The organism is Streptomyces sp. NPDC006512 (genome assembly GCF_040611935.1).
Taxonomy (GTDB): Bacteria; Actinomycetota; Actinomycetes; order Streptomycetales; family Streptomycetaceae; genus Streptomyces.
This window is the reverse complement of sequence record NZ_JBEXPG010000040.1, coordinates 24,519-48,158: the sequence shown is the minus strand read 5'-3', so window position 1 is coordinate 48,158 and position 23,640 is coordinate 24,519. Positions and strand designations below refer to the sequence as shown.

Annotated in this window: 19 protein-coding genes and 1 tRNA gene; 15 read left to right on the top strand and 5 right to left on the bottom strand. The window is 74.4% G+C overall.

Features of this window, described 5'->3' with window-relative positions; all coding sequences use genetic code 11:
* Positions 1-74 precede the first annotated feature (74 nt).
* The 8 genes from ABZZ17_RS26125 (at position 75) to ABZZ17_RS26090 (ending at position 10,686) form a co-directional block, all read left to right on the top strand.
* Positions 75-149: transfer RNA gene (locus ABZZ17_RS26125), tRNA-Pro, on the top strand.
* Positions 149-2,473: a hypothetical protein gene (locus tag ABZZ17_RS26120; protein WP_356879080.1), complete on the top strand. Its 2,325-nt coding sequence runs from the start codon at positions 149-151 to the stop codon at positions 2,471-2,473. The genes ABZZ17_RS26125 and ABZZ17_RS26120 overlap by 1 nt, the downstream gene beginning before the upstream one ends.
* A 166-nt stretch (positions 2,474-2,639) precedes the next feature.
* Positions 2,640-4,247, top strand: a complete 1,608-nt coding sequence (gene mdlC, locus ABZZ17_RS26115) for a benzoylformate decarboxylase (RefSeq protein WP_356879078.1) — start codon at positions 2,640-2,642, stop codon at positions 4,245-4,247.
* 76 nt (positions 4,248-4,323) lie between these two features.
* Positions 4,324-5,733: an FAD-linked oxidase C-terminal domain-containing protein gene (locus tag ABZZ17_RS26110; RefSeq protein ID WP_356879076.1), complete on the top strand. Its 1,410-nt coding sequence runs from the start codon at positions 4,324-4,326 to the stop codon at positions 5,731-5,733.
* Positions 5,730-7,079 (top strand): cytochrome P450, encoded by a 1,350-nt coding sequence (locus ABZZ17_RS26105; RefSeq protein WP_356879074.1) that lies wholly within the window; start codon positions 5,730-5,732, stop codon positions 7,077-7,079. The genes ABZZ17_RS26110 and ABZZ17_RS26105 overlap by 4 nt, the downstream gene beginning before the upstream one ends.
* An 89-nt stretch (positions 7,080-7,168) precedes the next feature.
* Entirely contained in the window at positions 7,169-8,518 is a 1,350-nt protein-coding gene (locus ABZZ17_RS26100; protein ID WP_356879072.1) for an alpha/beta fold hydrolase, read from the top strand.
* Between the two features lie 9 nt (positions 8,519-8,527).
* Positions 8,528-10,453 (top strand): peroxidase family protein, encoded by a 1,926-nt coding sequence (locus ABZZ17_RS26095; RefSeq protein WP_356879070.1) that lies wholly within the window; start codon positions 8,528-8,530, stop codon positions 10,451-10,453.
* On the top strand, positions 10,450-10,686 hold the full coding sequence (locus tag ABZZ17_RS26090) for a hypothetical protein (protein ID WP_356879068.1): 237 nt from the start codon (positions 10,450-10,452) through the stop codon (positions 10,684-10,686). Before ABZZ17_RS26095 ends, ABZZ17_RS26090 begins: the two co-directional genes overlap by 4 nt.
* 60 nt (positions 10,687-10,746) lie before the next feature.
* Here the strand turns inward: ABZZ17_RS26090 and ABZZ17_RS26085 are convergent, their stop codons facing one another.
* Positions 10,747-11,106: a hypothetical protein gene (locus tag ABZZ17_RS26085; protein ID WP_356879066.1), complete on the bottom strand. Its 360-nt coding sequence runs from the start codon at positions 11,104-11,106 to the stop codon at positions 10,747-10,749.
* Between the two features lie 264 nt (positions 11,107-11,370).
* Between ABZZ17_RS26085 and ABZZ17_RS26080 the strand changes: the two genes are divergently transcribed.
* Positions 11,371-11,814: a universal stress protein gene (locus tag ABZZ17_RS26080; RefSeq protein ID WP_356879064.1), complete on the top strand. Its 444-nt coding sequence runs from the start codon at positions 11,371-11,373 to the stop codon at positions 11,812-11,814.
* 36 nt (positions 11,815-11,850) lie between these two features.
* Here the strand turns inward: ABZZ17_RS26080 and ABZZ17_RS26075 are convergent, their stop codons facing one another.
* Positions 11,851-12,795 (bottom strand): serine/threonine dehydratase, encoded by a 945-nt coding sequence (locus tag ABZZ17_RS26075; RefSeq protein ID WP_356879062.1) that lies wholly within the window; start codon positions 12,793-12,795, stop codon positions 11,851-11,853.
* Positions 12,796-12,850: 55 nt separating this feature from the next.
* Positions 12,851-13,492 carry a TetR/AcrR family transcriptional regulator gene (locus tag ABZZ17_RS26070; protein WP_356879060.1) on the bottom strand — a complete coding sequence of 214 codons (642 nt, stop codon included), beginning with the start codon at positions 13,490-13,492 and terminating at the stop codon, positions 12,851-12,853.
* A gap of 181 nt (positions 13,493-13,673) precedes the next feature.
* On the opposite strand from ABZZ17_RS26070, the gene ABZZ17_RS26065 reads away from it, so the two are divergent.
* From ABZZ17_RS26065 to ABZZ17_RS26045, 5 genes are all read left to right on the top strand, one after another.
* Positions 13,674-15,395, top strand: a complete 1,722-nt coding sequence (locus ABZZ17_RS26065; RefSeq protein WP_356879058.1) for a ricin-type beta-trefoil lectin domain protein — start codon at positions 13,674-13,676, stop codon at positions 15,393-15,395.
* A 285-nt stretch (positions 15,396-15,680) separates the two neighbouring features.
* Entirely contained in the window at positions 15,681-15,911 is a 231-nt protein-coding gene (locus ABZZ17_RS26060; protein WP_356879056.1) for a hypothetical protein, read from the top strand.
* Positions 15,880-16,479, top strand: coding sequence for an ECF RNA polymerase sigma factor SigK (sigK, locus tag ABZZ17_RS26055; protein ID WP_356879054.1), 600 nt, complete (start codon positions 15,880-15,882; stop codon positions 16,477-16,479). Before ABZZ17_RS26060 ends, sigK begins: the two co-directional genes overlap by 32 nt.
* Positions 16,476-17,246, top strand: a complete 771-nt coding sequence (locus tag ABZZ17_RS26050) for an anti-sigma factor (RefSeq protein WP_356879052.1) — start codon at positions 16,476-16,478, stop codon at positions 17,244-17,246. The genes sigK and ABZZ17_RS26050 overlap by 4 nt, the downstream gene beginning before the upstream one ends.
* Before the next feature lie 85 nt (positions 17,247-17,331).
* Positions 17,332-18,963 (top strand): molybdopterin-dependent oxidoreductase, encoded by a 1,632-nt coding sequence (locus tag ABZZ17_RS26045; RefSeq protein ID WP_356879050.1) that lies wholly within the window; start codon positions 17,332-17,334, stop codon positions 18,961-18,963.
* Here the strand turns inward: ABZZ17_RS26045 and ABZZ17_RS26040 are convergent.
* Positions 18,947-20,215 carry a cytochrome P450 gene (locus ABZZ17_RS26040; protein WP_356879048.1) on the bottom strand — a complete coding sequence of 423 codons (1,269 nt, stop codon included), beginning with the start codon at positions 20,213-20,215 and terminating at the stop codon, positions 18,947-18,949. The genes ABZZ17_RS26045 and ABZZ17_RS26040 overlap by 17 nt on opposite strands.
* Positions 20,216-20,320: 105 nt before the next feature.
* On the bottom strand, positions 20,321-21,088 hold the full coding sequence (locus tag ABZZ17_RS26035; protein ID WP_356879046.1) for a TetR/AcrR family transcriptional regulator: 768 nt from the start codon (positions 21,086-21,088) through the stop codon (positions 20,321-20,323).
* Positions 21,089-21,307: 219 nt separating this feature from the next.
* Between ABZZ17_RS26035 and ABZZ17_RS26030 the strand changes: the two genes are divergently transcribed.
* Entirely contained in the window at positions 21,308-23,542 is a 2,235-nt protein-coding gene (locus ABZZ17_RS26030) for an excinuclease ABC subunit UvrA (protein ID WP_356879138.1), read from the top strand.
* Positions 23,543-23,640: the final 98 nt, after the last annotated feature.

Genomic DNA, 23,640 nt, shown 5'->3' with positions numbered 1-23,640 from the left:
CCGACGGGGCGGGCCGCCGTGAAATCCGCTGTACGTCCCGCGGGCCTCGCACTACGTTCGTGGCCGAGAAACGACGGCGTGTAGCTCAGCAGCAGAGCACCGGGCTCGGGACCCGGAGGGCGCAGGGGCGGAACCTGCCACGCCGGCCATGAACGCCAACGCTGACAAGCAGCTCCCCGACCCGTCACCCTCCGTCGACCCCTCCTACGCCGCGGACCGGCTCGCCCGGGCCCGGCGCACCGCCGCGGACCACCCGGACGCCGCCACGCGCGAGCGGGCCGCGACCCGGATCCGCCAGTGGCAGGACGTCCTGTCCGGCATGGCCCGGGGCGTGCTCTCCGTCGGATCGCGCACCCCCGTCGCCGGGCTGCCCGCCTGGGTCACCCCGGACGTGGTCACCGGCGGCTTCGTCACCGGCGCCGCCTCCGCGGGCGGGCCGTTGCTGCCGTACGAGGAGGAGGCCGCACGGCGGGCCGCGGTACCGGCCACGCGCGCCGCCCTCTTCGCGCACTGCCTGACCGAGGACGGACTGCGCGGCCTGTGGGAGCTGCTGGACAGCGGCCGCTACGAGGTGCGCGTGCCGGAGGAGGCCGCGCTGGCGGCCGTCGCGTGGCTGGTGCGCGCCGGGGACTTCGACGCGGCGGCGGAACTCGTCGGGGTGCTGGAGCCGTTCGCGGACCGGCTGCGGTTCACCCCGCGGCCCGCGGACCGGCCCGCGCCCGGGGTGGACTCCGTGCACCGCCGGACCGTCGGCGAGGCCACCGCCGCGCTCGCGCGGCGCGGGCCGAACGCCTCCGTGGAGACCCAGCGCGAGGCCCTGGCCGTGTGGCGGCCCTTCGAGGACGAACTCCTCACCCATCGCCTGGAGGCGCGTACGGGTGCGCCCGGCCCGCACTGGCACGCCGACGGGGCGGCCCTGCTGGCGCGCTACGGGGCGCTCGCCGCCGAGCACACCCGCTGCACCAAGCACCTGGACCCGAAGTCGAACGCCGCCATCCTGCGGCGCGCGCTGGAGGAGCAGGTGGCGGGCCGCGCCCTCGCGCCCCGGCTCGCCGGGCTGCTGGAGGTGGCCGTCACCTCGATGGTCGCCAAGCGCGGCCTGCCCGGTTCCGCCGGACACGCCCGGCTGCGGCGGATCCAGGCCCGGCAGGCGGGGTTGCCGGCGCACCACGCGCTGGCCGCCCTGGTACTGCGCCGCGTCTCCCGCCTCGACCAGGGCAGCGGAACGCCGGACGTGGCGTCCCCGGTGGCCCCGGTGAGCGCCGAGGAGGCCCGGGAGACCGGTCTGCCCGAGGGGGCGGTGGTCCCGCCCGCGGTCGCGGCCGCCGTCGCCGGCGCGCTCAGCGCCCCGCTGGAGGTGCTGGTGGAGCGGGGGGTGGTCCCCTCGGCCGAGGTACTGGCCGAGCTCGTGCCGCAGCTCGTCGCCGCGGTGACCGCCGAGCGGTACGCCGACGGGCCGCTGCGGAACCTGATGGCGGCGACGTACCGTGCCTTCCGGAGCCGCCGCTCGCTGTTGCTGCTCGACCTCCGGCACCAGGTGCGGATCGAGGAACTCCCCTGGGTCCGGGCGGTGTCGGGGCACCGGAGCGCCGGCGAGGACGTCCGGGAGCCGGCCCACGAGGCGGTGCGCCGGCTCGGCGAACTGGCCGTACGGGCGTTTCCCGCGACGGTGCTACCCAACCCCCTGGTGCGCGAACTGGCGCAGCTCGCGGGGCAGGCGGAACTGGGTGCGCCGTTCGTGGAGGAGCTGGCCGCCGACATCTTCACGGGCACCTTCACGCCCAAGTTCCTGGTGGCCGCGCGGGTCGCCGCCGAACTCCTCGACGGCAGCCTGTACGCGCGCTACTACGGCATCGACTACCGGGCGGTGCGCCGTATGGCGGTGGCCCGCGCGGCCGATCGGGCGACCGGCGTCAACCGGGCGCGCAGCGCACCGGACTTCGCACGCATGTGCGCGGACCGGGCGGGGACCGACGGGGCCTGGGGGGTGGCGGCGAACGGGACGGTGATCGAGCAGGCCCAGATCCTCACCACCCACAACCTCGCCACCCTGGTCGCGCGGGCCGGGATCGCGCCGCTGCCCGGGTGGGCGGGCCTGGCCCGTGACTGCTTCGACGCGGTCTGCCGGCTGGTGGCCCGGGTCGAGGGCAACCCGCGCCCGCTGCCCGCGGTCAAGGACGCGGCGTACGCCTGGCGGCAGATGCTCTTCCACCTCTCGCTGTGCGAGGAGACGGACCGGCGCGCCGTACTGGCCTGGATCGACGAGGAGGCCGCCGGGCGGCCGGCCCACGTCCGGGCCCGTCTGGCGCCCGCCCTGGCCGGGCTGCGCCTGGTCGCCGGCGGCGGTGCCTTCGGCCCGGACGGCGCCGCCGACGGGGGCCGGGCCCGGCGGCTGCTGGGCTGGAGCACCGACGGGCACTGGATGTGCCGCATCGAGGCGCACGAGCGGGAACCGGTGCGCGGGAAGCCGTAGCGGACGCCCACGGCGGGCCGTCCACCGGCGCGTTAACACGCCCGGGGGACGGCCGGCCACCCTTCCGCGAGGACCGACACGAACGGATCATGGAATTTGATCCCGGTCGACACAGTGTGATGCATTGATCACGCACCGTTCCCGTCGGTTTCGCGGAGGATCCCCCATGCGCACGGTTCGAGAGTCGGTCCTGGACGTCCTGCGAACACGCGGGATGACCACGGTGTTCGGCAATCCCGGCTCCACCGAACTGCCCATGCTCAAGGAGTTCCCGGACGACTTCCGGTACGTGCTCGGACTTCAGGAGGCGGTCGTCGTCGGGATGGCGGACGGCTTCGCCCTCGCCTCCGGCACCACCGCCCTCGTCAACCTGCACACCGCGCCGGGCACCGGGAACGCGATGGGGGCGATCCTCAACGCCCGGGCCAACCGGACCCCCATGGTGGTGACCGCCGGGCAGCAGGTCCGGGCCATGCTCACCATGGAGGCCCTCCTCACCAACCCCCAGTCCACGCTCCTGCCCCAGCCGGCGGTGAAGTGGGCGTACGAGCCCCCGCGCCCCGCGGACGTCGCGCCGGCCCTGGCCCGTGCCGTGCAGATCGCCGAAGCGCCCCCGCAGGGGCCGGTGTTCCTCTCCTTGCCGATGGACGACTTCGACGTGGCCCTCGACGAGTCCGAGGACCGGGCGGCGCAGCGGACGGCGGCCCGCATCGTGACGCACGCGGCCCTCCCGTCCTCCGACGTGGTGCGGGAGCTGGCGGGACGGCTGGCGGGTGCCCGCAGCGCCGTCCTGGTCGTCGGCAACGACGTGGACGCCGCCGGGGCCTGGGACGCGGTCGTCGCGCTCGCGGAGCGGACCGGGGTGCCCGTGTGGTCGGCGCCGACCGAGGGCCGGATCGCCTTCCCCAAGTCGCATCCGCAGTACCGGGGGATGCTGCCCCCGGCGATCGCCCCGCTCTCCCGCTGCCTGGAGGGCCACGACCTGATCCTCGTGATCGGCGCCCCGGTGTTCTGCTACTACCCCTACGTCCCCGGCGCCTACCTGCCCGCCGGCGCGGAGCTGGTGCAGCTGACCCGCGACGCCGACGAGGCGGCCCGCGCCCCCGTCGGTGACGCGATCGTCGCGGACCTCGCCCTGACCGTGAGGGCGTTGCTCGCCGAGCTGCCCGGCCGGGAGGCCCCCGCCACGACCCGGATCGGCCGGGCGGAGTCCGTCGAGACCGTCGACGGCACCCTCACCCCGCTGGCCGCGATGACGGCCATCGCCCAGGGCGCCCCCGAGAACACCCTGTGGATCAACGAATCCCCCTCCAACCTGGGGCAGTTCCACGACGCCACCCGGATCGCGACCCCGGGCTCCTTCCTGTTCACGGCGGGCGGCGGCCTGGGCTTCGGCCTCGCCGCGGCCGTCGGCGCGCAGCTCGGCGCCCCCGACCGGCCCGTGGTCTGCGTCATCGGCGACGGCTCCACCCACTACGCCGTCCAGGCCCTGTGGACCGCGGCGGCCTACAAGATCCCGGTCACCTTCGTCGTCCTCAGCAACCAGAGCTACGCGATCCTCCAGTGGTTCGCGCAGGTGGAGCACGCCCAGGGCGCCCCGGGCCTCGACATCCCCGGGCTCGACATCACGGCGATCGCCACCGGCTACGGCGTGCGCGCCCACCGGGCCACCGGCGCCGGGGAACTCGCCAAGCTGGTACGGGAGTCGGCCCTCCAGCAGGACGGCCCGGTGCTCATCGACGTCCCCGTCACCACCGAACTCCCCACGATGTAGCGGCCCGCAGCAGCTCTTCGCAGCCCTCCCGCAGTCGCACGCACCGCACCGCACCGCACCGTCCCGGAAGGCCGGCATGCCCCTCACCACCGACACCCCCCTGCTGCGCGCGCTCCGCACCGCGCTCCCCGACGACGTCCTGCTGACCGACCCGGCGTCCCTCGCCGCGCACTCCCGGGACTCCGCCCCCTTCTCCGAGTGCGGCACCCCGGCGGTGGTCGCCGTTCCCCGGACCGCCGAACAGGTCGAGCACGTCATGCGGACCGCGTACGCGCTGGACGTCCCCGTCGTCCCGCAGGGCGCCCGCACCGGACTGGCGGGCGCCGCCAACGCCGTCGACGGCTGCGTCGTGCTGTCCACCACCGCGATGGACCGGATCCTGTCCATCGACCCGGCCAACCGGCTGGTCCGCTGCGAGCCCGGGGTCACCACGCGCCGCCTGGCCGAGTCGGTGGCCGAGTTCGGGCTGACGTACCCGCCGGACCCGGCCTCCTGGGAGCACTGCACCATCGGCGGGAACATCGCCACCGGCGCGGGCGGCATCTGCTGCGTGAAGTACGGGGTCACCGCCGACTACGTCCTCGGCCTGGACCTGGTCCTGCCCGACGGCCGCCGCATGCGGACCGGCCACGACACCGCCAAGGGCGTCGCAGGGTACGACCTGACCCGCCTCGTCGTCGGCTCCGAGGGCACCCTCGCGGTCGTCGTCGGCGCCACCCTCGCCCTGCGGCCCGCGCGGCCCCCGGCGCTGTCGCTCCTCGCCCAGTTCCCCTCGCTCACCGCCGCCGGGGACGCCGTCGCCTCGATCATCGCGGCCGGGCACACCCCGTCCGCGCTGGAACTCCTCGACCGGGCCACCACCGAGGCCGTCGTCGCCCTCGGCCGCCACCCGCTGCTGCGCCCCGGCAGCGCCGCCACCCTGATCGTCGAGAGCGACACCGCGAACCCCTCGGCGGACCTCACGGCGATGGAACTGCTCTGCAAGGAGGCCGGCTCCGACCACATCGCGACCTCCGCGACCGACGAGGAGGCCCGCGCGATCATCGAGGCTCGCCGCCTGGTCAGTCCGGCCCTCGCCGCGTACATGGCCGCCCGCGGCGGCGGCCTGACCGCCTTCATCGAGGACGTCGCGGTGCCCCGCTCCGCACTGTCCACGCTGGTCGGCCGGATCGAGGAGATCGCCGCCCTGCACCGGCTGAAGATCTTCACCCTGGGGCATGCCGGGGACGGCAACCTGCACCCGACGGTCGTCTTCGACCCCTCCGACCCCGCCGAGGCCGAACGCGCCCGCACCGCGTACGACGACATCATGGCGGCCGGCCTCGAACTGGGCGGCACGACCACCGGGGAGCACGGCATCGGCACCCTCAAGCGGGAGTGGCTGGAGCGCGAGCTGGGCCCCGTCTCCCTGGAACTCCAGCGGGGGCTCAAGCGCCTCTTCGACCCGAAGAACCTCCTCAACCCCGGGAAGGTCGTGACGGCGTGACCCAGTCGGCGGAGGCGCCCGAGGGCGTCCGCGGCGAGGTCTTCGGCCCGCCGCCGGTCCGGGCGGGCCTGGCGGAGACGCTCCGCTTCGTGGCCACCCACACCCTGCCGGTGTTCGTCCGCGGCGTCGCCAACCCCCGCTTCGGGGTCATGTCGATGTACTCGCGGATCGACCAGCCGAGCTGGTCGACCGCGACCCTGCGGGCGCTGAAGGCCCGCCACGGCGGAGCGCCCGTACAGGTCCGGGCGCTGTCCGGCGAGATGCTCGTCCTGTTCGACGAGCAGGACATCCGGCGGTTCTTCGAGGAGCCGGTGGACGTCCTCGCGATGGACGCCCCCGACAAGTACCGCAGCCTGTCGGTCTTCGAACCCACCGGGGTGATCTGCTCGCACGGCGCCGTGCGCGAGGACCGAAGGCGGGTCAACGACCGGGCGCTGGCCTCCGACCAGCCGGTGCACCCTTCGTGCGAGGAGTTCCGGACGGTCGTCGAGGAGGAGTGCCGGCGGCTGACCGCCCGGCCCGTCGTCGACTTCCCGCTGCTCTGGAAGACGATGACCCGCATCTCGCGGCGGGTCGTCCTCGGCGACCAGGCGGCCGACGACCAGGAGCTGACGGACTGGCTGGTCACCCTGCGCGGCCAGGGCAACTGGATGGGCCGCAGCAAGCCGGAGGCCACCAGGGCCCTGTACGGGAGGGTCGAGGCCCGGATCGCGCGGTACGCAGCCGACGCTCCCGCCCACTCCCTGGCCGCCCGGGCCCTGGCCGAGCCCTCCCCCGAGGGCACGGACCCGCTGGGCCAGACCCACCACTGGCTCCTCGGCATCGACCTCGCCGCTCCCGTCGTCGCCCGGACCCTGCTCCTGCTGGCCCATCACCCGGCCGAGCAGGACGCGGCCCGTACGGAGGCGGCGGCCCGGGTTGCGGGCCTGCCCCGGCTGCGGGCCTGCCTGGAGGAGTCGACGCGGCTGTACCCGATCGTCCCGGACCTCGTACGGGTCACCCGTACCGAGACGCAGTGGCGCGGGGTGCGCTACCCGGCCGGAACGGACGTCCTGGTCCCGATGGGCTTCCACCAGCGCGATCCCGACCAGGTGGACGGCGCGAACCTCTTCGCGCCGGGCCGCTGGCTGGTACCGGGCGTGCACGAGGACACCCGGATCGCGCCGTTCAGCCACGGCGGCGCCCGCTGCCCGGGCGAGCACATCGCCCTGCTGCTGACCTCGCTGGTCTGCGCCGAGGTCCTGCGGGGCCACCGCATCACCGGCGCCCGCCCCGTCCTGGACCCCGGCCGCCCGCTCCCCGGGGTCCTGGACACCGCCGCCATCCGCCTGCGCCTCCAGTCCTGACCCCCGGCACACCGGCCGCCTCCACGCGCCGTGAGCCCGGCCGCGAGCGCCCCGGAGGCGAAGGAACCCCCAGAAAGAAGGGCCCCGTCGTGTCCGTCACCGAACCGGACGTCGCTTCCCTGCACCACGTATGCCGTGAGCTGGCCGACGCGGCCGACGCCGTGCGCGAGGCCACGCGTTACGCCTCCCAGGTCGCGCTCGGGCCCCGGCTGCCGTTGGCGGCGGCCGGGCCCCGGCGGGCGCGGCGCGCCCAGCGGTCACTGCTCGCCACCTTGACGGATCCGAAGGGTTTCGGCTGGGGGGCGCACGGGCGCGGCCCGCTCGCGCGGGCCGTGTGGCTGGCGGGGATCCTGACGAGCCGGGAGAACCTGGCGGTCAGTCTGGCCGTGGAGGGACTGAAGGCGCGGATCCGGGCCGCTTCGGTGCGGCATCCGGAGCTCTTGGAGAACCCGACCACCTCCCGGGTGCTGCGGGCCATCGACGAGGACCGGCAGGCGGAGGCCGTACGGATCTTCAAGGGGCTGCTGACGGAGAAGGGCGCCGAGTACGCCCTGGCGCTCCTCGCGCCGTCGTTCGCGGACATCATGGCCTGGAACGCGTTGACGGACGAGAACCCCTTCAACGACGGCGCGGGCTGGCAGATCGCCACCAACCGGGCGCTGACCTCGGAGTTCCTGCTCGGTGTCAGTGGCAGCTTCTGGTCGTTCCTCGACCGGGGCCGGGGCCGCGCCGAACCCCACGAGGCCCCGGCGGAGCTGCTCGGCGGTATCGACGCCTCGGGGTCGATCGTGGGGTACGTCCGCAACATCGGCCTGATCGGCACCCGCGGTCTGCTGCTGGTGCAGGAGGTCGACGGGCCGGACGGGACGCGTCGCTTCGTGGTGCAGCTCGCGGGCATGGGGAAGGGGTTCAACGAGGAGAGCCCGCAGGACCTGGTGGGTGCGCTCAACGCGGTGGGCGGTACCGAAACGGCGTACACCCGGGCGGTGGTCCGGGCGCTGCGCCGGCTCGTCCCGTCCGGTGCGGAGGTGGCGCTGGTGGGTCACAGCCAGGGTGGGATCACCGCGATGAACCTGGCGGCGACCGCGGACTTCAACGCCCTGTACACGGTGACGCACGTCGTCGCGATCGGGTCGCCCATCGACCAGAAGCGGGCTGCGGATCCGCGGACCAAGGTGGTCTCGCTGGTCAACGAGCACGACATCGTGCCGAGCCTGGAGGGCCGTTCGACGGTATCCCCGTACGCGCTGCCGGCCCAGTTCACCGAGTTCACGTGGACCGACGACACCCACGCCTTCCCGCTGTGCCACGCCGCCGAGCGGTACGCGCACAACCTCGAACACGACGTGCCCCACGCGCGCACGCACGTCGATTCCGAACTCGCAGCCTTCCGCGGCCGGGTCACCGGTACGCATCTCTTCACCCTTCACGACCGCTGAGGACCCCGTATGACCGACATCGCCCCATCGACTCCCCCGCAGGCCTCCTCCGAGGCCGAGGCGCCCGGGGGTGAGCGGCTGCTGCCCGGGCAGGCGCGCCGTGCCGTGCCGCCCGCGCCGCCCGTTCCGTACGGCCCTCCGGGCTTGCTGGAGCGACTGGAGTCGGCGACCTTCGCCCGGATCAACCGCACGCGGGAGTGGTACGAACTGCCGGGTCCGATCGGACTGTTGAACCTGGCGGTGCTCCGTGAGGACCTGCGCCGGCACAATCTGCACGACACGTTCGGCGCGGGCGGCGAGCGCGACCGCCGGCCGACGGTCCGGCCGGCGCCGTTCCGTTCGTACGACGGATCCGGCTACGACCCGGACGACGTGGACATGGGCCGGGTGGGTACCCGGCTGGACCGCAACTCCCCCTTGCACATGGCCTTTCCGGACGACGACGAGTCCCTGATGTCGCCCAGCCCGCGCGAGGTCAGCCGGCAGCTGCTGGCGCGGCGCGGTTTCGTTCCGGCGCCGACCCTCAACCTGCTCGCGGCGGCGTGGATCCAGTTCCAGAACCACGGCTGGGCCAACCACGGGGACAACGAGGAGGCGGAGCCCTTCACCGTCCCGCTGGCCGCCGACGACGACTGGGCCGAGCAGGGCGGCACCTGTCCGATGCGCGTGAACCGCACCCGCCCCGACCCGGTGGCGCACACCTCGCCCGACGCGCCGCCGACGTACGAGAACACGGTCACGCACTGGTGGGACGGTTCGCAGATCTACGGGTCGGACGAGGCCCGCTGCCGTTCCCTGCGCACGGGCGAGCACGGCCGGCTGATCGTGACGGACGGGCGGCTGCCCGCCGATCCGCGGCCGGGGATGGACTGCCTCGACGCCACCGGCATGAACAGCGACTACTGGGCCGGTCTGTCGCTGCTGCACACGCTGTTCGCCAAGGAACACAACGCGATCTGCGACCTGGTCCGTTCGCACCACCCCACCTGGGACGACGAGCGGATCTTCCACACCGCGCGGCTGGTGAACACCGCCCTGATGGCGAAGATCCACACGGTGGAGTGGACTCCGGGCATCCTCGACACCCCGGTGCTCCAGTGGTCGATGGACGCCAACTGGCACGGTCTGCTGCCGCGTTGGGTCACGCGCCGGTTCGGCCGGATCGGCGGCGAGGCCCTCAGCGGGATCCTCGGCTCCCCGACCGACCACCACGCGGCGCCGTTCTCCATGACGGAGGAGTTCGTCTCGGCGTACCGGCTGCACCCGCTGATCCCCGACGAGATCACCGTCCGGGACCACCGGCGGGGCGGCGTCCGCAAGTCCGTCGGGTTCGACGACATGCAGGGCGCGACGACCCGCAGCTCCGTCGACGAGTACGGCACGAGCGACCTGCTGTACACCTTCGGCGTCACGCACCCCGGCGCCCTGGTCCTGCACAACCACCCCGACGCGCTGCGCAGCCTGACCCGGCTGTCCGGCGAGCGGATCGACCTCGGGACCGTGGACATCCTGCGCGACCGCGAGCGCGGCATCCCGCGCTACAACGCCTACCGGCAGATGCTGCGCAAGCGGCCGGTGACCTCCTTCGAGGAGCTGACCGGCGGGCACCCGGGCGACACCCCGCTGCTGCGGGAGCTGTACGACGGCCGGCTGGACCGGGTCGACACCCTCGTCGGGAACCTCGCCGAACCCCGCCCGGCGGGCTTCGGGTTCAGCGACACCCTCTTCCGGATCTTCATCCTGATGGCCAGCCGGCGCCTGAAGAGCGACCGCTTCTTCACCACCGACTACCGGCCGGAGGTGTACACGGCCGAGGGGCTGCGCTGGATCGACCGCAACTCGATGGTCACGGTGCTGCTGCGGCACCACCCCGAGCTGGCCCCGGCCCTCGACGGCGTGACCAACGCCTTCGCCCCCTGGAAGGAGCGGTCTTGAGCGGCGTCCCGGCCGCCCGGCGGCGTCCGTCCGGCCCCGCGGACGGGCTGCGCGGCCACGCCGAGGCGCTGCGCGAACGCGCGGACCGGCTGCGCGGGGCCTGTGACGGCCTCGACTGGAAGGGCCCGCAGGCGGACGCGTTCCGCGCCCGCGTCGAGGAGCTCGCCCAGCGGTGCGCCACGGCCGCCGAGGGGCTGAGCCGCTCGGCGGCCCGGTTCGAGGACGGCGCCTGAGCCCGGTGTCCGGTGTCCGGTGTCAGGTGCGCGAAGTGAGCCGCCACCCCGGGTGGTGGCCTACTTCATGCGGTAGGCGGCCTTGTCGGCGAGCTTGCCGTCCTTGAAGCACAGGCGCAGCACGTCGGAGCTGCTGTCGTCGGTGCTGGAGAGGTACCAGGCGCAGGTGCTGCCCTCGGGCTCGGCCGGTCCGCCGTCCTTCAGGGCGCCGGTGACGAAGCTGTCGCCCGACGGGAGCTTGCCGCGGACCTCCGCCTCGGGGTCGCCGATGTGGAGGGCCTCGTAGACCTTCGGGTCGAGCAGGGTCTTGTCGGCGATGTCGAGGAGTTTCCCGGCGCCGAAGACGAGCGCCACGGCGAGGCCGATGCCCACCACCAACGCCACGCCGCAACCGATGAGACAGCCCTTGCGCTGAGCCACGCCCGTTCCTCCGAGTCCGCCGTGTCCGGTGCCTTTCACCGGGACGTACGGACCTTCGCAGGGGGCGGGGCGGCGGGGCAGTCCCCGAAAGTCTCGGACCGCCGCGACGATCGTCGCCCGTGGCCGCAGGCGGCCGCCCGTGGCCGCCACCGCTCGTTGCCCCCGTCGTCAGTCGGGGTCGCTCGTGGTCATTCGTGGTCGTGCACCCGGTGCCGTGTATACAGGGAGCGAAGGACGATCCGGACGAAACGAGAGGAACCCGCTGTGAGTGAGCCCGTCGAGCCCCTGATCGTCGTCGGTGTGGACGGTTCGAACCATTCGAAGGAGGCGCTGCGCTGGGGCGTCGCCCAGGCCAAGGCCACCGGCGGTCGCGTACACGCCGTCATGAGCTGGGAGTGGAACACCAATCCCTTCGCGGTGGGTACGGCCGAGCAGGCGGACCTGGTGCACGCCGAGGACGCGGCGCGGCAGAAGCTGTCCGACACGGTCGCCGAGGCGGTCGGCACCTCGCCCGGCGTCCCGGTGTTCCGCCGGGTCGAGAAGGGGGCGCCGGGCCAGGTACTGGTGGACGCGTCGCGGGAGGCCGAGCTGACGGTGGTCGGCACGCGCGGATACGGCGGCATCAAGGGCGCCCTGCTGGGGTCGGTGAGCCAGCAGGTGGTCCAGTACGCCGCCAGTACGGTCGTCGTGGTCCGCCACGACGCCTGACAGGCGGCGTGCGCGACCCCGCCGGCCCGACGGCTCCTACGCCGCCCCGGGGGCGGGGGCCGTCAGGTCGGCGGGGTCGGTGTTCGCCCCGCACAGGACGACCGCGATCCGCTTGCCCGGCGGCGTGGGCGCGGCGCGCAGGGCGGCGAGGGCGGTGGCGGCGCCCGCCTCGACCACGATGCGGTGTTCCTCCCACAGCGCCCGGCGGGCGGCGGTGATGTCCGCGTCGGCGACGAGCACCGACTCGACGTGGTCGTGGCGGGCGGCGGCCAGCGCGTCGGCCGAAACCCGGGTGGCGCCGAGGGAGTCGGCGGCGACGGAGGCGACGGGGACGTCGACGGGGCGGCCCGCCTCCAGGGCGGCGTTCAGGGCCCGGCAGTGTTCGGGTTCGGCTGCGATGACGCGGACTCCGTGTTCGCGTGCGGCGGTGGCGACGCCCGCGAAGAGTCCGCCGCCGCCGACCGCGACGACGACGGCGTCCAGGCCGGGCAGGGCGTCGCGCATCTCGTCGAGCAGCGTTCCGGCGCCCGCGGCGATGAGCGGGTGGTCGTAGGCGTGGCTGGCCAGGGCTCCGGAGGCGGCCGCGAACTCCTGGCAGGCGGCGAGGGCTTCGGCGTACCGGTCGCCGACGAGGCGTACGTCGGCGCCGTAGCCGCGCAGCCGTTCCACCTTCACGCGGGGCGCGTTGGCGGGCAGGAACACGGTGGCGGGCACGTCCTGGGCGCGGGCCGCCCAGGCACAGGCGAGACCGGCGTTCCCGCCGGAGGCGATGGTGACCCCGGCGGCGGGCAGGGTGCCGGCGGCGCGGTGCGCGGCGAGGAAGTTGTGGGCGCCGCGGGCCTTGAAGGAGCCGGTGTGCTGGAGGTACTCCAGCGCGTACCAGACGCCCTCGGCGGCGGGCACCACGGCGGCCGGCCGGACGGCCCCGGCGGTCCGGTCGGCGGCGGCGCGGACGGCGGCGTAGTCGAGCTGCGTTTCCATGGCGGACTGCCTTTCGGGCGAGGGGCGTTGGGAGCGGCTGAGGGGTGACGAGCCGTCAAGGGGCGGGCCGGGCGGCCTCGATGAGCTGGCGCAGGGCGCCGTAGTACACCTCGTGGTCGGTCAGCGGGGGCAGTACCTCGGCCAGGGCTCCCGCCAGCACCGGGAACCCGGCCGGATCGAGGGCGGCGAGGGCGGCCCGGGAGGCCTCGGTGGCGGCGGCCGGGTCGCGGTGGTCCACGAACGCCGCGCTGCCCAGGGTGAGCAGGTACATGCGGCGGTACACGGTCATCGCCTCGGCGGGGGTCATCCCGGCGGCGACGCTGTCGGCGAGCGCGGGCTCCACGAGCCGGGCCAGGAGCTGCCGGCCGAGCCAGGGGCGGCCGCCGCGCAGGACGAGCAGCCCGGGGTGGGCGGTGAGCAGCCGGTACAGGGCGCCGAAGCGCAGTTCGCACGCCTCGGCCCAGCCGGTGCCGGCGGGGACGTCGGGGAGCCGGGCGGCGAGGTGTTCGGTGCAGAGGTCCAGCAGTCCGGCGAGGTCGGTGCAGCGGCGCTGGACGGTGGCGTGGGAGACGTCGAGCCGGTCGGCCAGGGTGCGGAAGCTCAGCTGCGCGGGGCCTTCCTCGTCGAGGATCCGCAGGGCGGCCACGGCGATGGCTTCGGGGGTGGCGCGGTCCAGTGCGGCTGATCTCCTCGGCATGAGATACAGCGTATCAGCCATCGGCACATACGGCGTATCACCACTTCCGTGTGACACCGACTACGGCCATATTGCTGGTCATCGAGCCATATCCACAGACTTGTGTTGACAGAGGGTAGTCACATCGCTGCACTGGGCGCACGACTGCCCGTCGGTCCCGCCCCCACGTCAAGGAGACCCCGTGCCGCCTCGCCTGCGTGCGTCGCTCCCCTGTCTGACCGCGGCCGCCCTGCTCGCCCTGTGCCTGTGCCCCGCGCCCGCCTCCGCCGCGCTGTCCGCGCCGGTCCCGGCCGCCGCGCCCGCCGATCCGGGCGCGACCTCGGACACCCCGCTCGCGCTCACCCCTCCCATGGGGTGGAACAACTGGGCGCACTACATGTGCGACATCGACGAGGCCAAGGTCGTCGCCAACGCCGACGCGCTCGTGTCGAGCGGTCTCGCCGCCAAGGGGTACGACACCGTCACCGTCGACGACTGCTGGATGCGCAAGAGCCGCGACGCGCAGGGAAATCTGGTCGTCGACACCGACAGGTTCCCGCACGGCATGGCCTGGCTCGGCGAGTACCTCCACGCCAAGGGCCTGAAGTTCGGGATCTACGAGGACGCCGGGTACCTCACCTGCGAGAAGTACCCGGGAAGCGGCGCTCCCGACGGCGGCGGCGAGGACAACTACGCCCGGGACGCCCGGCTGTTCGCGTCCTGGAACGTGGACTACGTCAAGATGGACGGCTGCAACCTGTGGGTGCCGCCCGGCAAGACCAAGGAACAGGCCTACCGGGACGCGTACAACGCGGTCGCGCGGGCGCTGCGCGACAGCGGCCGGCCGATGGTGCTGTCGGCCTCCGCGCCCGCCTATTTCCAGCAGGGCGAATGGGGCGGATCCGACTGGCACAAGGTCCTCGACTGGGTCGGCGAGACGGGCCAGTTGTGGCGCGAGGGCCGGGACATCAAGGTCTACCAGCCGGCCGCGCCCGCCACCTCGCGGTGGAGTTCGGTCCTCGGCAACTACGGCTACAACCGCTGGCTCGGCCGGTACGCGGGCCCCGGCAACTGGAACGACCCCGACTTCCTGATCGCGGGCGCCCCCGGGCTGACGGAGGCGGAGAGCCGCAGCCAGGTGGGGCTGTGGGCCATGATGGCGGCCCCCTTCATCCTGTCCTCCGAGGTCTCGAAGATCACCCCGGCCGGACTGGCCGCGCTCGGCAACACCGATCTGATCGCCCTGGACCAGGACCCGATGGGCACGCAGGGCGCGGTGGTCTCCTCGAACGCCACCTTCGAGGTACTGGCCCGGCCGCTCGCGAACGGCGACCGCGCCGTGGCGGTGCTCAACCGGTCCGGGTCCGCGCGGAACGTCTCCGTACCCCTGGCCGACATCGGGCTGCACTCCTGCACGGTGGACGCGAAGAACCTGTGGAACGGGGACAGCGCCGCGGTCTCGGACTCGCTGACCGGCCGGCTCGGCGCGCACGACACGGTCGTGTGGCGGCTCACCCCGCGCGGCGGCTGCGCGCCCGCCGTGCCCACCGGTCAGATCGTCGGGACCGGATCCGCGTGCGCCGACGGGGCAAGCACCTCCGGTGTCGGCGCGGTCGTACTGGCCGGCTGCACCGCAGGAGCCGACCAGCGCTGGACCCTCGGGGACCGCGGGCGGCTGCTGCTGGCCGGCGAATGCCTGACGGCGGGCGAGGACGGCCTGGTGGAATTGGACGGCTGCGCGCCCGGGCGGCAGCAGGCGCAGAGCTGGAGCCACCGGCGCGACGGGGCCCTGGTCGCGAACGCGAGCGGGCTGTGCCTGACCGCGCCGGCCGCGGCCGCGACCCCCGACGCCCCGGCGGAGCGGCTGCGGCTGACCGACTGCGGCGACCACCGGCCCGACCAGGCGTGGGCGCTGCCCGTCTGACGGAGCGGCGGCCGGAAGGTTCGCCTTCCGCGTCGACGGCGGCCGGGACCGCCGAATTACACCACCCCCCTTCGCCACGCCCGCGACACGCGGGGGTGGTCACCCTTCCGGGGGAATCCCCTTACCCGTGAGGGGGAGCCGTCACCCAACGGCTCCCCGCACGGCGCGGGCACTGGGTTCACTGGCCCGGCCATGGTCAGGGGCGGTCACCGGAGCGGTCCGGTGACCGCCCCTTTCCGCCGTCAACGGGCCGCGAGGCCGACCGGCCGACAGGAGTGCACCGACGTGTCCGAGACCGAGCCGGGGCAGCCCGGGACCAGCGCGCCCGCGACCGTGCCCGGCGACCCGTGGGAGCGGCTCACGGACGGCGTGGTGGAATTGCGCAAGCGGCGGCCGACCGGCCCCGGGGACGGTCCCGAAGACGGCGGTCCGGCGGGCCGGCGGCTCCGGATCCCCGTCGAGACCTGCGGATGCGAGGCAATGCGTGCGGACCCCGGAGAACCGGTCCCCGACTGAGGCGGCACGGGCCGGCGACGAGGCCCTGCCCGTCCTCCTCGCCCGCGTCGCCGAGGGTGACGAGGCCGCCTTCGTCGCCGTGTACGACGCGGTGTGCGGGCGCGTGCTGGGCGTGACGCTCGCGGTCCTGCGCGACCGGGCCCAGGCCGAGGAGGTGACCCAGGAGGTGTTCGTCGAGGTGTGGCGCACCGCCGGGCGCTACCGGAGCGACCGGGGCGGTGTCCGGACGTGGGTCCTGACGATCGCCCACCGCCGCGCGGTGGACCGGGTGCGTTCGGCGCAGGCCTCGGCCGACCGGGAACGGCGGGCCGGCCGGCTGGAGGCGGCGCTGCCGGAGTTCGACCAGGTGAGCGAGACCGCGCTGGAGCACGACGAACGGGAACGGGTGCGCCGCTGCCTGGGCTCGCTGACCGCGCTCCAGCGCCAGTCGGTGACCCTGGCCTACTACCGGGGCCTGACGTACCGGGAGGTGTCCGAGGAGCTGTCGCTGCCGCTGGGTACCGTGAAGACGCGCCTGCGGGACGGCCTGCTGCGGTTGCGCGACTGTCTCGGGGTGAGGGGCGCATGAGTACGGACGATCCGCACGGGGCGACGGGCGCGTACGTCCTGGACGCGCTGCCGGCGGCGGAGCGCGCCGCGTTCGAGGCGCACCTGGAGACGTGCGCGGACTGTGCGCGGGAGGTACGGGAACTCGCGGCGACGGCGGCCCTGCTGGGCTCGGCCGTGGCGGTGGAGCCGCCGCCCGGGTTCCGGGACGAGGTGCTGCGCCGGATCCGGGAGGCCCCGGCCGGACCGCCGCCCCTCCCGGCGCCGAAGGCCCCGGCCCGGCACGCGGCGCGGGGCGGGCGGCCCCGGGCGCACTGGGTCCTCGCGGCCTGTGTGGCGGCGGCGGCCGGGCTCGGCGGGGTCGCGCTGTGGCAGTTCCGGGAGGCGGACGGCTCCCGGCAGGAGGCGCGGCGGGCCGAGGCCCGGGCGGCGGCGCTGACGCAGGTGCTGTCGGCCCCCGACGCCCGGCTGGCGAGCGGCCGGCTCGCGGACGGCGGGACGGGCACGGTGGTGGTCTCCCGGGACCGGGACCGGGCGGTGTTCGTGTCCTCCGGGATGGCGGCTCCCCCGCCGGGCCGGGTGTACCAGCTGTGGTTCGCCGATCCCGGTGCGGGCATGCGCCCGGCAGGACTGATGGACCCGGCGCGCCCCGACGCCCCGGCCCTGCTGGCGGGCCCGGTGGGCGCGGCCACCGGCATCGGTGTCACGGTGGAACCGGCGGGCGGCTCGCCCGCCCCGACGTCGGACCCGCTCGTGGTACTGGCCTTCCCCCCGCCGAAGGCCACGTAGTTCGGTCGGGCATGGCGGGCGGTCGGGCACGGCGGGCGGTCGGGCACGGCGGGCGCCCGGCCGGCCGGGCGGAGGTGACGTACGGATGGCGAGTGACAGGAGGGCGGACCCGGGGCGCCGGGCCCCGCACTGGCCGGGCGCCGTGAGCGGGCTGGTCGCGGCCGTCGCCGGACTGGCCCTGGCCGAGCCGGTCGCGGCCGCCGTCCGGCCCGAGGCGGCTCCGCTCGCCGCCGTCGGCGCGGCCGTGGTCGACCGTACGCCCGCGGCCGTCAAGGAGTGGGCGGTGCGCACGTTCGGCACCGCCGACAAGCCGGTGCTGATCCTGGGGGTCGTCCTCGTCCTCGCCGCGCTCGCGGCCGCCGCCGGGGTGCTGGCCGTACGCCGGCTCCCCGCGGGGATCGCGCTCGCCTGCGCGACGGGCGCACTGGGGGCGGCGGCCGCGGTGAGCCGGCCGGAGGCGACGTGGCGGGACGCACTGCCGTCACTGGTGGGCGCAGCCGCCTCCGCGGTCGTGCTGTACCTGCTGGTCCGGGCGGTGAACCGGCGCCGCCCGGCGGGCGGCCCCGGCACCGGCGGCGGCCCGGGGCTGGACCGGCGGAGCTTCGGGCGGCTGGTCGCGGGAGCGCTCGCCGTGTCGGCGGCGGCCGGGTTCGCCGGGCGGCGGCTCGGATCGCACGGCGCGGCGGGGGCGACGGCCTCCCGGGCGGAGCTGGTCCTGCCGGCCGCCACCGTACGGGCGCCCGCGGTGCCCGCCGGGGCCGACCTGCGGGTGCCGGGCGTGGGCCCGTTCCTCACCCCGGTCCGGGACTTCTACCGGGTGGACACCGCCCTGGTCGTCCCGCGCGTGGACGCGGACTCCTGGCGGCTGCGCATCCACGGCGACGGGGTCACCGAGCCCCTCGAACTCGGTCTGCGGGAGCTCCTCGCGCGGCCCCTGGTCGAGCACGACATCACCCTCGCCTGCGTGTCGAACGAGGTCGGCGGCCCCTACGTCGGCAACGCCCGCTGGCTCGGCGTGCGCCTCGCGGACCTGCTGCGCGAGGCGGGGGTACGGCCGCCCTCACAGGGCGGCCCGGCCGACCAGCTGGTGGCCCGGTCGGTGGACGGGATGACCCTCGGCACGCCCGTCGAGACCGTCATGGACGGCCGCGAGGCGCTGCTGGCCGTCGGAATGAACGGCGGGCCGCTGCCCTTCGCGCACGGCTTCCCGGTCCGGATGGTCGTGCCGGGCCTGTACGGCTACGTATCCGCCTGCAAGTGGCTGCGCGAGCTGCGCCTGACGACCTTCGCCGCCTACGACGCGTACTGGGTGCGGCGGTCGTGGGCGGCCCGGGCCCCCGTCAAGACGCAGTCGCGGATCGACACGCCGCGGCCGCACTCGGCGCCGGCGCCGGGCCGGGTCGCGGTGGCCGGCGTGGCCTGGGCGCAGCACCGGGGCATCGCGCGGGTGGAGGTGCGGGCCGACGGCGGGCCGTGGCGGGACGCACGGCTCGGGGCGGCGGACGGCGACGACACGTGGCGGCAGTGGGTGTGGACGTGGGAGGCGGAGCCGGGCGGGCACACCCTGGAGGTCCGCGCGACGGACGGCACCGGCGCCGTCCAGCCGGAGCGGCGCCGTGGCACCCTTCCCGACGGCGCCACCGGCCTGCACTCCGTGACGGTCAGGGTCCGGCCCTTCCCCGCCGGCTCCGGTCACGGCACTAGACCCGCCGGGTGAGGCGGACCGGGAGGGCTTCGACGCTGTTGCCGATGAAGCTGCGCTGGCGCGGGAGCTCGTCCTCGGGTACGGCGAGGTCGAGGCCGGGGAAGCGGGCGAAGAGACGTTCCAGGGCGATGGTGGCTTCCAGTCGGGCGAGGGGGGCGCCGACGCAGTAGTGCGCGCCGTGCCCGAAGGAGAGGTTGCGGGCGGCGCCGGGTCGGGTCACGTCGAAGCGGGCGGCGTCCGGACCGTGGACGGAGCCGTCCCGTCCGGCGGCGGAGTACCCGGCGAGCACGGGGGTGCCCCGCGGGATCACGGTGCCGTCGACGGTCAGGTCGCGGGTGGGGTAGCGGAAGGGGAACCAGCTGACCGGTGCGTCCCAGCGGAGGGTCTCGTCCACGACGTCCGTCCAGGTCGCCTTGCCCTCCAGGACGAGGGCGAGCTGGTCGCGGTGGGTGCACAGGGCGCGGACGGCGTTGCTGATCAGGTTGAGCGTGGTCTCGTGCCCGGCGACCAGCATCAGCCTCAGGGTGCCGATGAGTTCGGCCTCGCTGAGCCGGTCGCCGTCGCCGTCGCGCGCGGCGATCAGGGCGCTGGTGAGGTCCTCGCCGGGGTGCTCGCGCCGGGTGGCGGCGATGGTCCCCATCAGTTCGACGAGTTCGCCCACGGCGGCCGTCACCTCGGCGGGGGTGCTGTCCGTCGAGACGATCACGGTGTTGGACAACCGGTGCAGGCGGCCCCGGTGTTCGGGGTCCACGCCCAGCAGTTCGCAGATGACGGCCATCGGGAGCGGCAGGGCGAAGTGGGTGCGCAGGTCGGCGGTGGCGTCGGGCGAGGCGTCGGCGGCCCGGGCGAGGTCGTCGAGGAGGGCGTCGGTCAGCTCCTCGACGCGGGGGCGCAGGCGTTCCACCTGGCGGGCGGTGAAGGCGTTCCCGACGAGGGAGCGCAGGCGGCGGTGGTCGGCGTCGTCGGCGGTGTGCATGCCCCGGGCGTTGGCGAAGACCCGCAGGGGCCAGTCCGCGGGGACGGTGCCGTCGTGCAGGCCGGCGAAGTGCCGGGGGTCCTTGGCCGCGTCGGGGTGGGCGAGGAACTCCCTGAGCGCGTCGTGGCCCAGGACGACGGCCCCGGGTACGCCGCCGGGCAGGACGACCTCGGCGACGGCCCCCCGGGCGCGCAGCCGGGCGTTGAGGGCGTGCGGGCAGCCTCCGGCCGAGTCGATGACGTGCGGGGCGTCCGGGAGTGGCGGGACGGGCGGGACGGGGGTCGACAAGCCGGCTCTCCTGACCTGAGGGACGGAACTCGGTCAACACTGCGGCTTCCGGGGCGGGTTGTACAAGCCCCCCTGCGCCGCGCGCCGGCGGGCGGGCGGGCCGTGTCAGGCCGCCCCGGTGGGTCTGGTCTCGATCAGGCGGGCCAGGCCGTCCAGTACGCAGTTCAGGCCGAAGGCCCAGACGGTCTCCGGGTCGTAGGCGCCGACCGTGCCGCCGACGCGGCCGGCGATCGGGTAGCGCTCCGGGTCCATGGCACGTTCCAGCAGGGGCGCGCTGATCGCCCACCACTCCTCGTCGCTCTGACGGCTGTTGTGCTCGACGACGTCGGCGGCGGCCAGGGCGTTGGCGTGGACGAAGCCCAGCAGGTGGGTCAGGGCGGCGTCCATCTCCACGTCGGTGAGGCCGATGCCGTCGAAGGCCGTGAGCTCGTGTTCGTACTTGCCGATCACTCCGGGGCCCAGAGGCACGCGGGTCACGGACAGGTCGGCGATCCACGGGTGGCGCACGAGCAGGTCCCGGTTGTCGTCGGCGATCCGGGTGACCTTCAGCCGCCAGGGCTCCGGGCCGGCCGGTGCGCGGCGGTCCATGTGCCGGTAGGCCTCGTCCAGCATCAGGTCGAGCAGCTCGGCCTTGCCCGGTACGTACGTGTACACGCTCATCGGGGTGACGCCCAGGCGCTGGGCGAGGGCGCGCATGGTCAGCGCGGCCAGCCCCTGCTCGTCGGCGAGGGCGATCGCGGCTCCGACGACGGCGTCCACGGTGAGGCCCTGGCGCGGGCCGCGCCGCCCGGCGGCGGGCTCCTGTCCGGGCTCGCGCCACAGGAGTTCCAGCGTGCGGACGGGATCGCCCGCCCCGGTCCGGTCCTTCGCCATGTCCGGTCCTTCCTTCCCGCCCATTAATTCATTACGGCGTATAGAGTACAGTGTATAGAGTTAGCTCGAAACATCCGCCCCCGCGAGGAGTTCCGTGCACATCACCAGCACCGCCATATCCTTGGACGTCGACGGCGTCCCCGCCTCCGCGGCCTTCCTGACCGGCCACGACCGGGAGGAGCAGGCGTGAATCAGCCCTACGCCGCGGACGGCCATCAGGTGATCCAGGTCCGCGGAGCGCGGGAGAACAACCTCGCGGACATCTCCCTGGACATCCCCAAGCGCCGGCTGACCGTCTTCACCGGCGTGTCCGGGTCCGGCAAGTCCTCGCTCGTCTTCGGCACCATCGCCGCCGAGTCGCAGCGCATGATCAACGAGACGTACACCGCCTTCATCCAGTCCTTCATGGCCAGTCCGGCCCGCCCCGACGTGGACGGGCTGCACAACCTGAGCGCGGCCATCGTGGTCGACCAGGAGCGGATGGGAACGGGATCCCGCTCCACCGTGGGCACCGCCACCGACGCGTCCACGATGCTGCGGATCGTCTTCTCACGCCTGGGCGTACCGCACGTCGGCACCTCGTCCGCCTTCAGCTTCAACACCCCGGACGGCATGTGCCCGCGCTGCGAGGGGATCGGCCAGGTCTCCGACGTCGACGTGGACCAGCTCGTCGACCGCGAACTCTCCCTCAACGAGGGCGCGATCACCGTCCCCGGCTTCGCGGTCGACTCCTGGTACTGGCAGATCATGGCCAACTCGGGCTTCTACTCCCCCGACACCAAGCTCAAGGACTTCACCGAGCAGGAGTGGGCGGACTTCCTGCACAAGCCGGCGGTGAAGGTGAAGGTCGGGTCGAACAACTTCACCTACGAGGGGCTGATCACGAAGCTCGGCCGGACCGTCCTGGCCAAGGACCGCGAGTCGATGCAGGCCCACATCCGGGCCTTCGTGGACCGCGCGGTGGTCTTCACGGACTGCCCCGACTGCGGCGGCACCCGGCTGTCGGCGGCCGCGCTGTCCTCGCGCATCGACGGGCTGAACATCGCGGAGTGCTCCGCGATGCAGATCAGCGACCTCGCCGGGGTCATCGCCCGCATCGACGACCCGGGCGTGGCCCCGATGCTGGCGAGCCTGCGCGAACTGCTGCACTCCCTCATCGAGATCGGCCTGGGCTACCTGAGCCTGGACCGGCCGTCCGGCACGCTGTCGGGCGGCGAGGCGCAGCGGGTCAAGATGGTGCGCCACCTCGGCTCCTCGCTGACGGACATCACGTACGTCTTCGACGAGCCGAGCACCGGCCTGCACCCGCACGACATCCGGCGGATGAACGACCTGCTGCTGCGGCTGCGCGACAAGGGCAACACGGTGCTGGTCGTCGAGCACAAGCCGGAGGTCATCGCGATCGCCGACCACGTCGTGGACCTCGGTCCGGGCGCGGGCACCGCGGGCGGCCGGCTCTGCTACAGCGGGGACGTCGCCGGGCTGCGCACCTCGGACACCCTCACCGGCCGCCACCTGGGCCACCGGGCCCGGCTGCGCGAGACGGTACGCACTCCGCGCGGGCACCTGTCGGTGAAGGACGCGAACCTGCACAACCTGAAGGACGTCAGCGTGGACGTGCCCCTCGGGGTGCTGGCCGTGGTGACGGGGGTGGCGGGCTCCGGGAAGAGTTCGCTGATCCACGGATACCTGGCGGGGCGGGACGGGGTGGTGGTGGCCGACCAGTCGCCGATCCGCGGCTCGCGGCGCTCCAACCCGGCCACGTACACGGGGCTGCTGGGTCCGGTCCGGACGGCCTTCGCCAAAGCCAACGGGGTCAAGGCCGCGCTGTTCAGCGCCAATTCGGAGGGTGCCTGCCCGAAGTGCAACGGCCTGGGGCTGGTCTACACGGACCTGGCGATGATGGCCGCGGTGGCCTCGGTCTGCGAGGAGTGCGAGGGCCGTCGGTTCACGCCGGAGGTGCTCACGTACCGGTTGAACGGGAAGAACATCAGCGAGGTCCTCGACATGCCGGTGGCGGAGGCGCACGGGTTCTTCACCACCGGGCAGGCGCGGGCGATCCTGGGCCGGCTGGTGGACGTGGGGCTGGGGTACGTACGGCTCGGGCAGCCGCTCAGCACCCTCTCGGGCGGTGAGCGCCAGCGGCTCAAGCTGGCCATCAGCATGGCGGAGAAGTCCTCGACGTACATCCTCGACGAGCCGACGACGGGGCTGCACCTGGCCGACGTGGACAAGCTGCTCGCCCTGCTGGACCGGCTCGTGGACCAGGGGAACTCGGTGATCGTCATCGAGCACCACCAGGCGGTGATGGCCCACGCCGACTGGCTGATCGACATCGGCCCGGGCGGGGGGCACGACGGGGGCCGGGTGGTCTTCGAGGGCACCCCGGCGCGACTGGCCGCCGAGGGAGACACCTTGACGGCCCGTCACCTGCGGGAGTACGTCGGCGCGTAGCGTCCGGGCGTCCGTGCGTGCGGGCCGTCAGCCGGTTCGGGGGGCGGCCCGCATGCCGATGTACGCGCAGGGGGCGCCGTCGGCGAGGGTGGCGAAGA

What these genes read in the sequence shown, in the direction of transcription:
- ABZZ17_RS26120 (WP_356879080.1), top strand. Translation starts at nt 149, where the DNA reads ATGAACGCCAACGCTGACAAGCAGCTCCCCGACCCGTCACCCTCCGTC.
- ABZZ17_RS26095 (WP_356879070.1), top strand. Translation starts at nt 8,528, where the DNA reads ATGACCGACATCGCCCCATCGACTCCCCCGCAGGCCTCCTCCGAGGCC.
- ABZZ17_RS26075 (WP_356879062.1), bottom strand. Translation starts at nt 12,795, where the DNA reads ATGGAAACGCAGCTCGACTACGCCGCCGTCCGCGCCGCCGCCGACCGG.
- ABZZ17_RS26045 (WP_356879050.1), top strand. Translation starts at nt 17,332, where the DNA reads ATGGCGAGTGACAGGAGGGCGGACCCGGGGCGCCGGGCCCCGCACTGG.
- ABZZ17_RS26050 (WP_356879052.1), top strand. Translation starts at nt 16,476, where the DNA reads ATGAGTACGGACGATCCGCACGGGGCGACGGGCGCGTACGTCCTGGAC.
- ABZZ17_RS26110 (WP_356879076.1), top strand. Translation starts at nt 4,324, where the DNA reads ATGCCCCTCACCACCGACACCCCCCTGCTGCGCGCGCTCCGCACCGCG.
- ABZZ17_RS26035 (WP_356879046.1), bottom strand. Translation starts at nt 21,088, where the DNA reads ATGGCGAAGGACCGGACCGGGGCGGGCGATCCCGTCCGCACGCTGGAA.
- ABZZ17_RS26070 (WP_356879060.1), bottom strand. Translation starts at nt 13,492, where the DNA reads ATGCCGAGGAGATCAGCCGCACTGGACCGCGCCACCCCCGAAGCCATC.
- mdlC (WP_356879078.1), top strand. Translation starts at nt 2,640, where the DNA reads ATGCGCACGGTTCGAGAGTCGGTCCTGGACGTCCTGCGAACACGCGGG.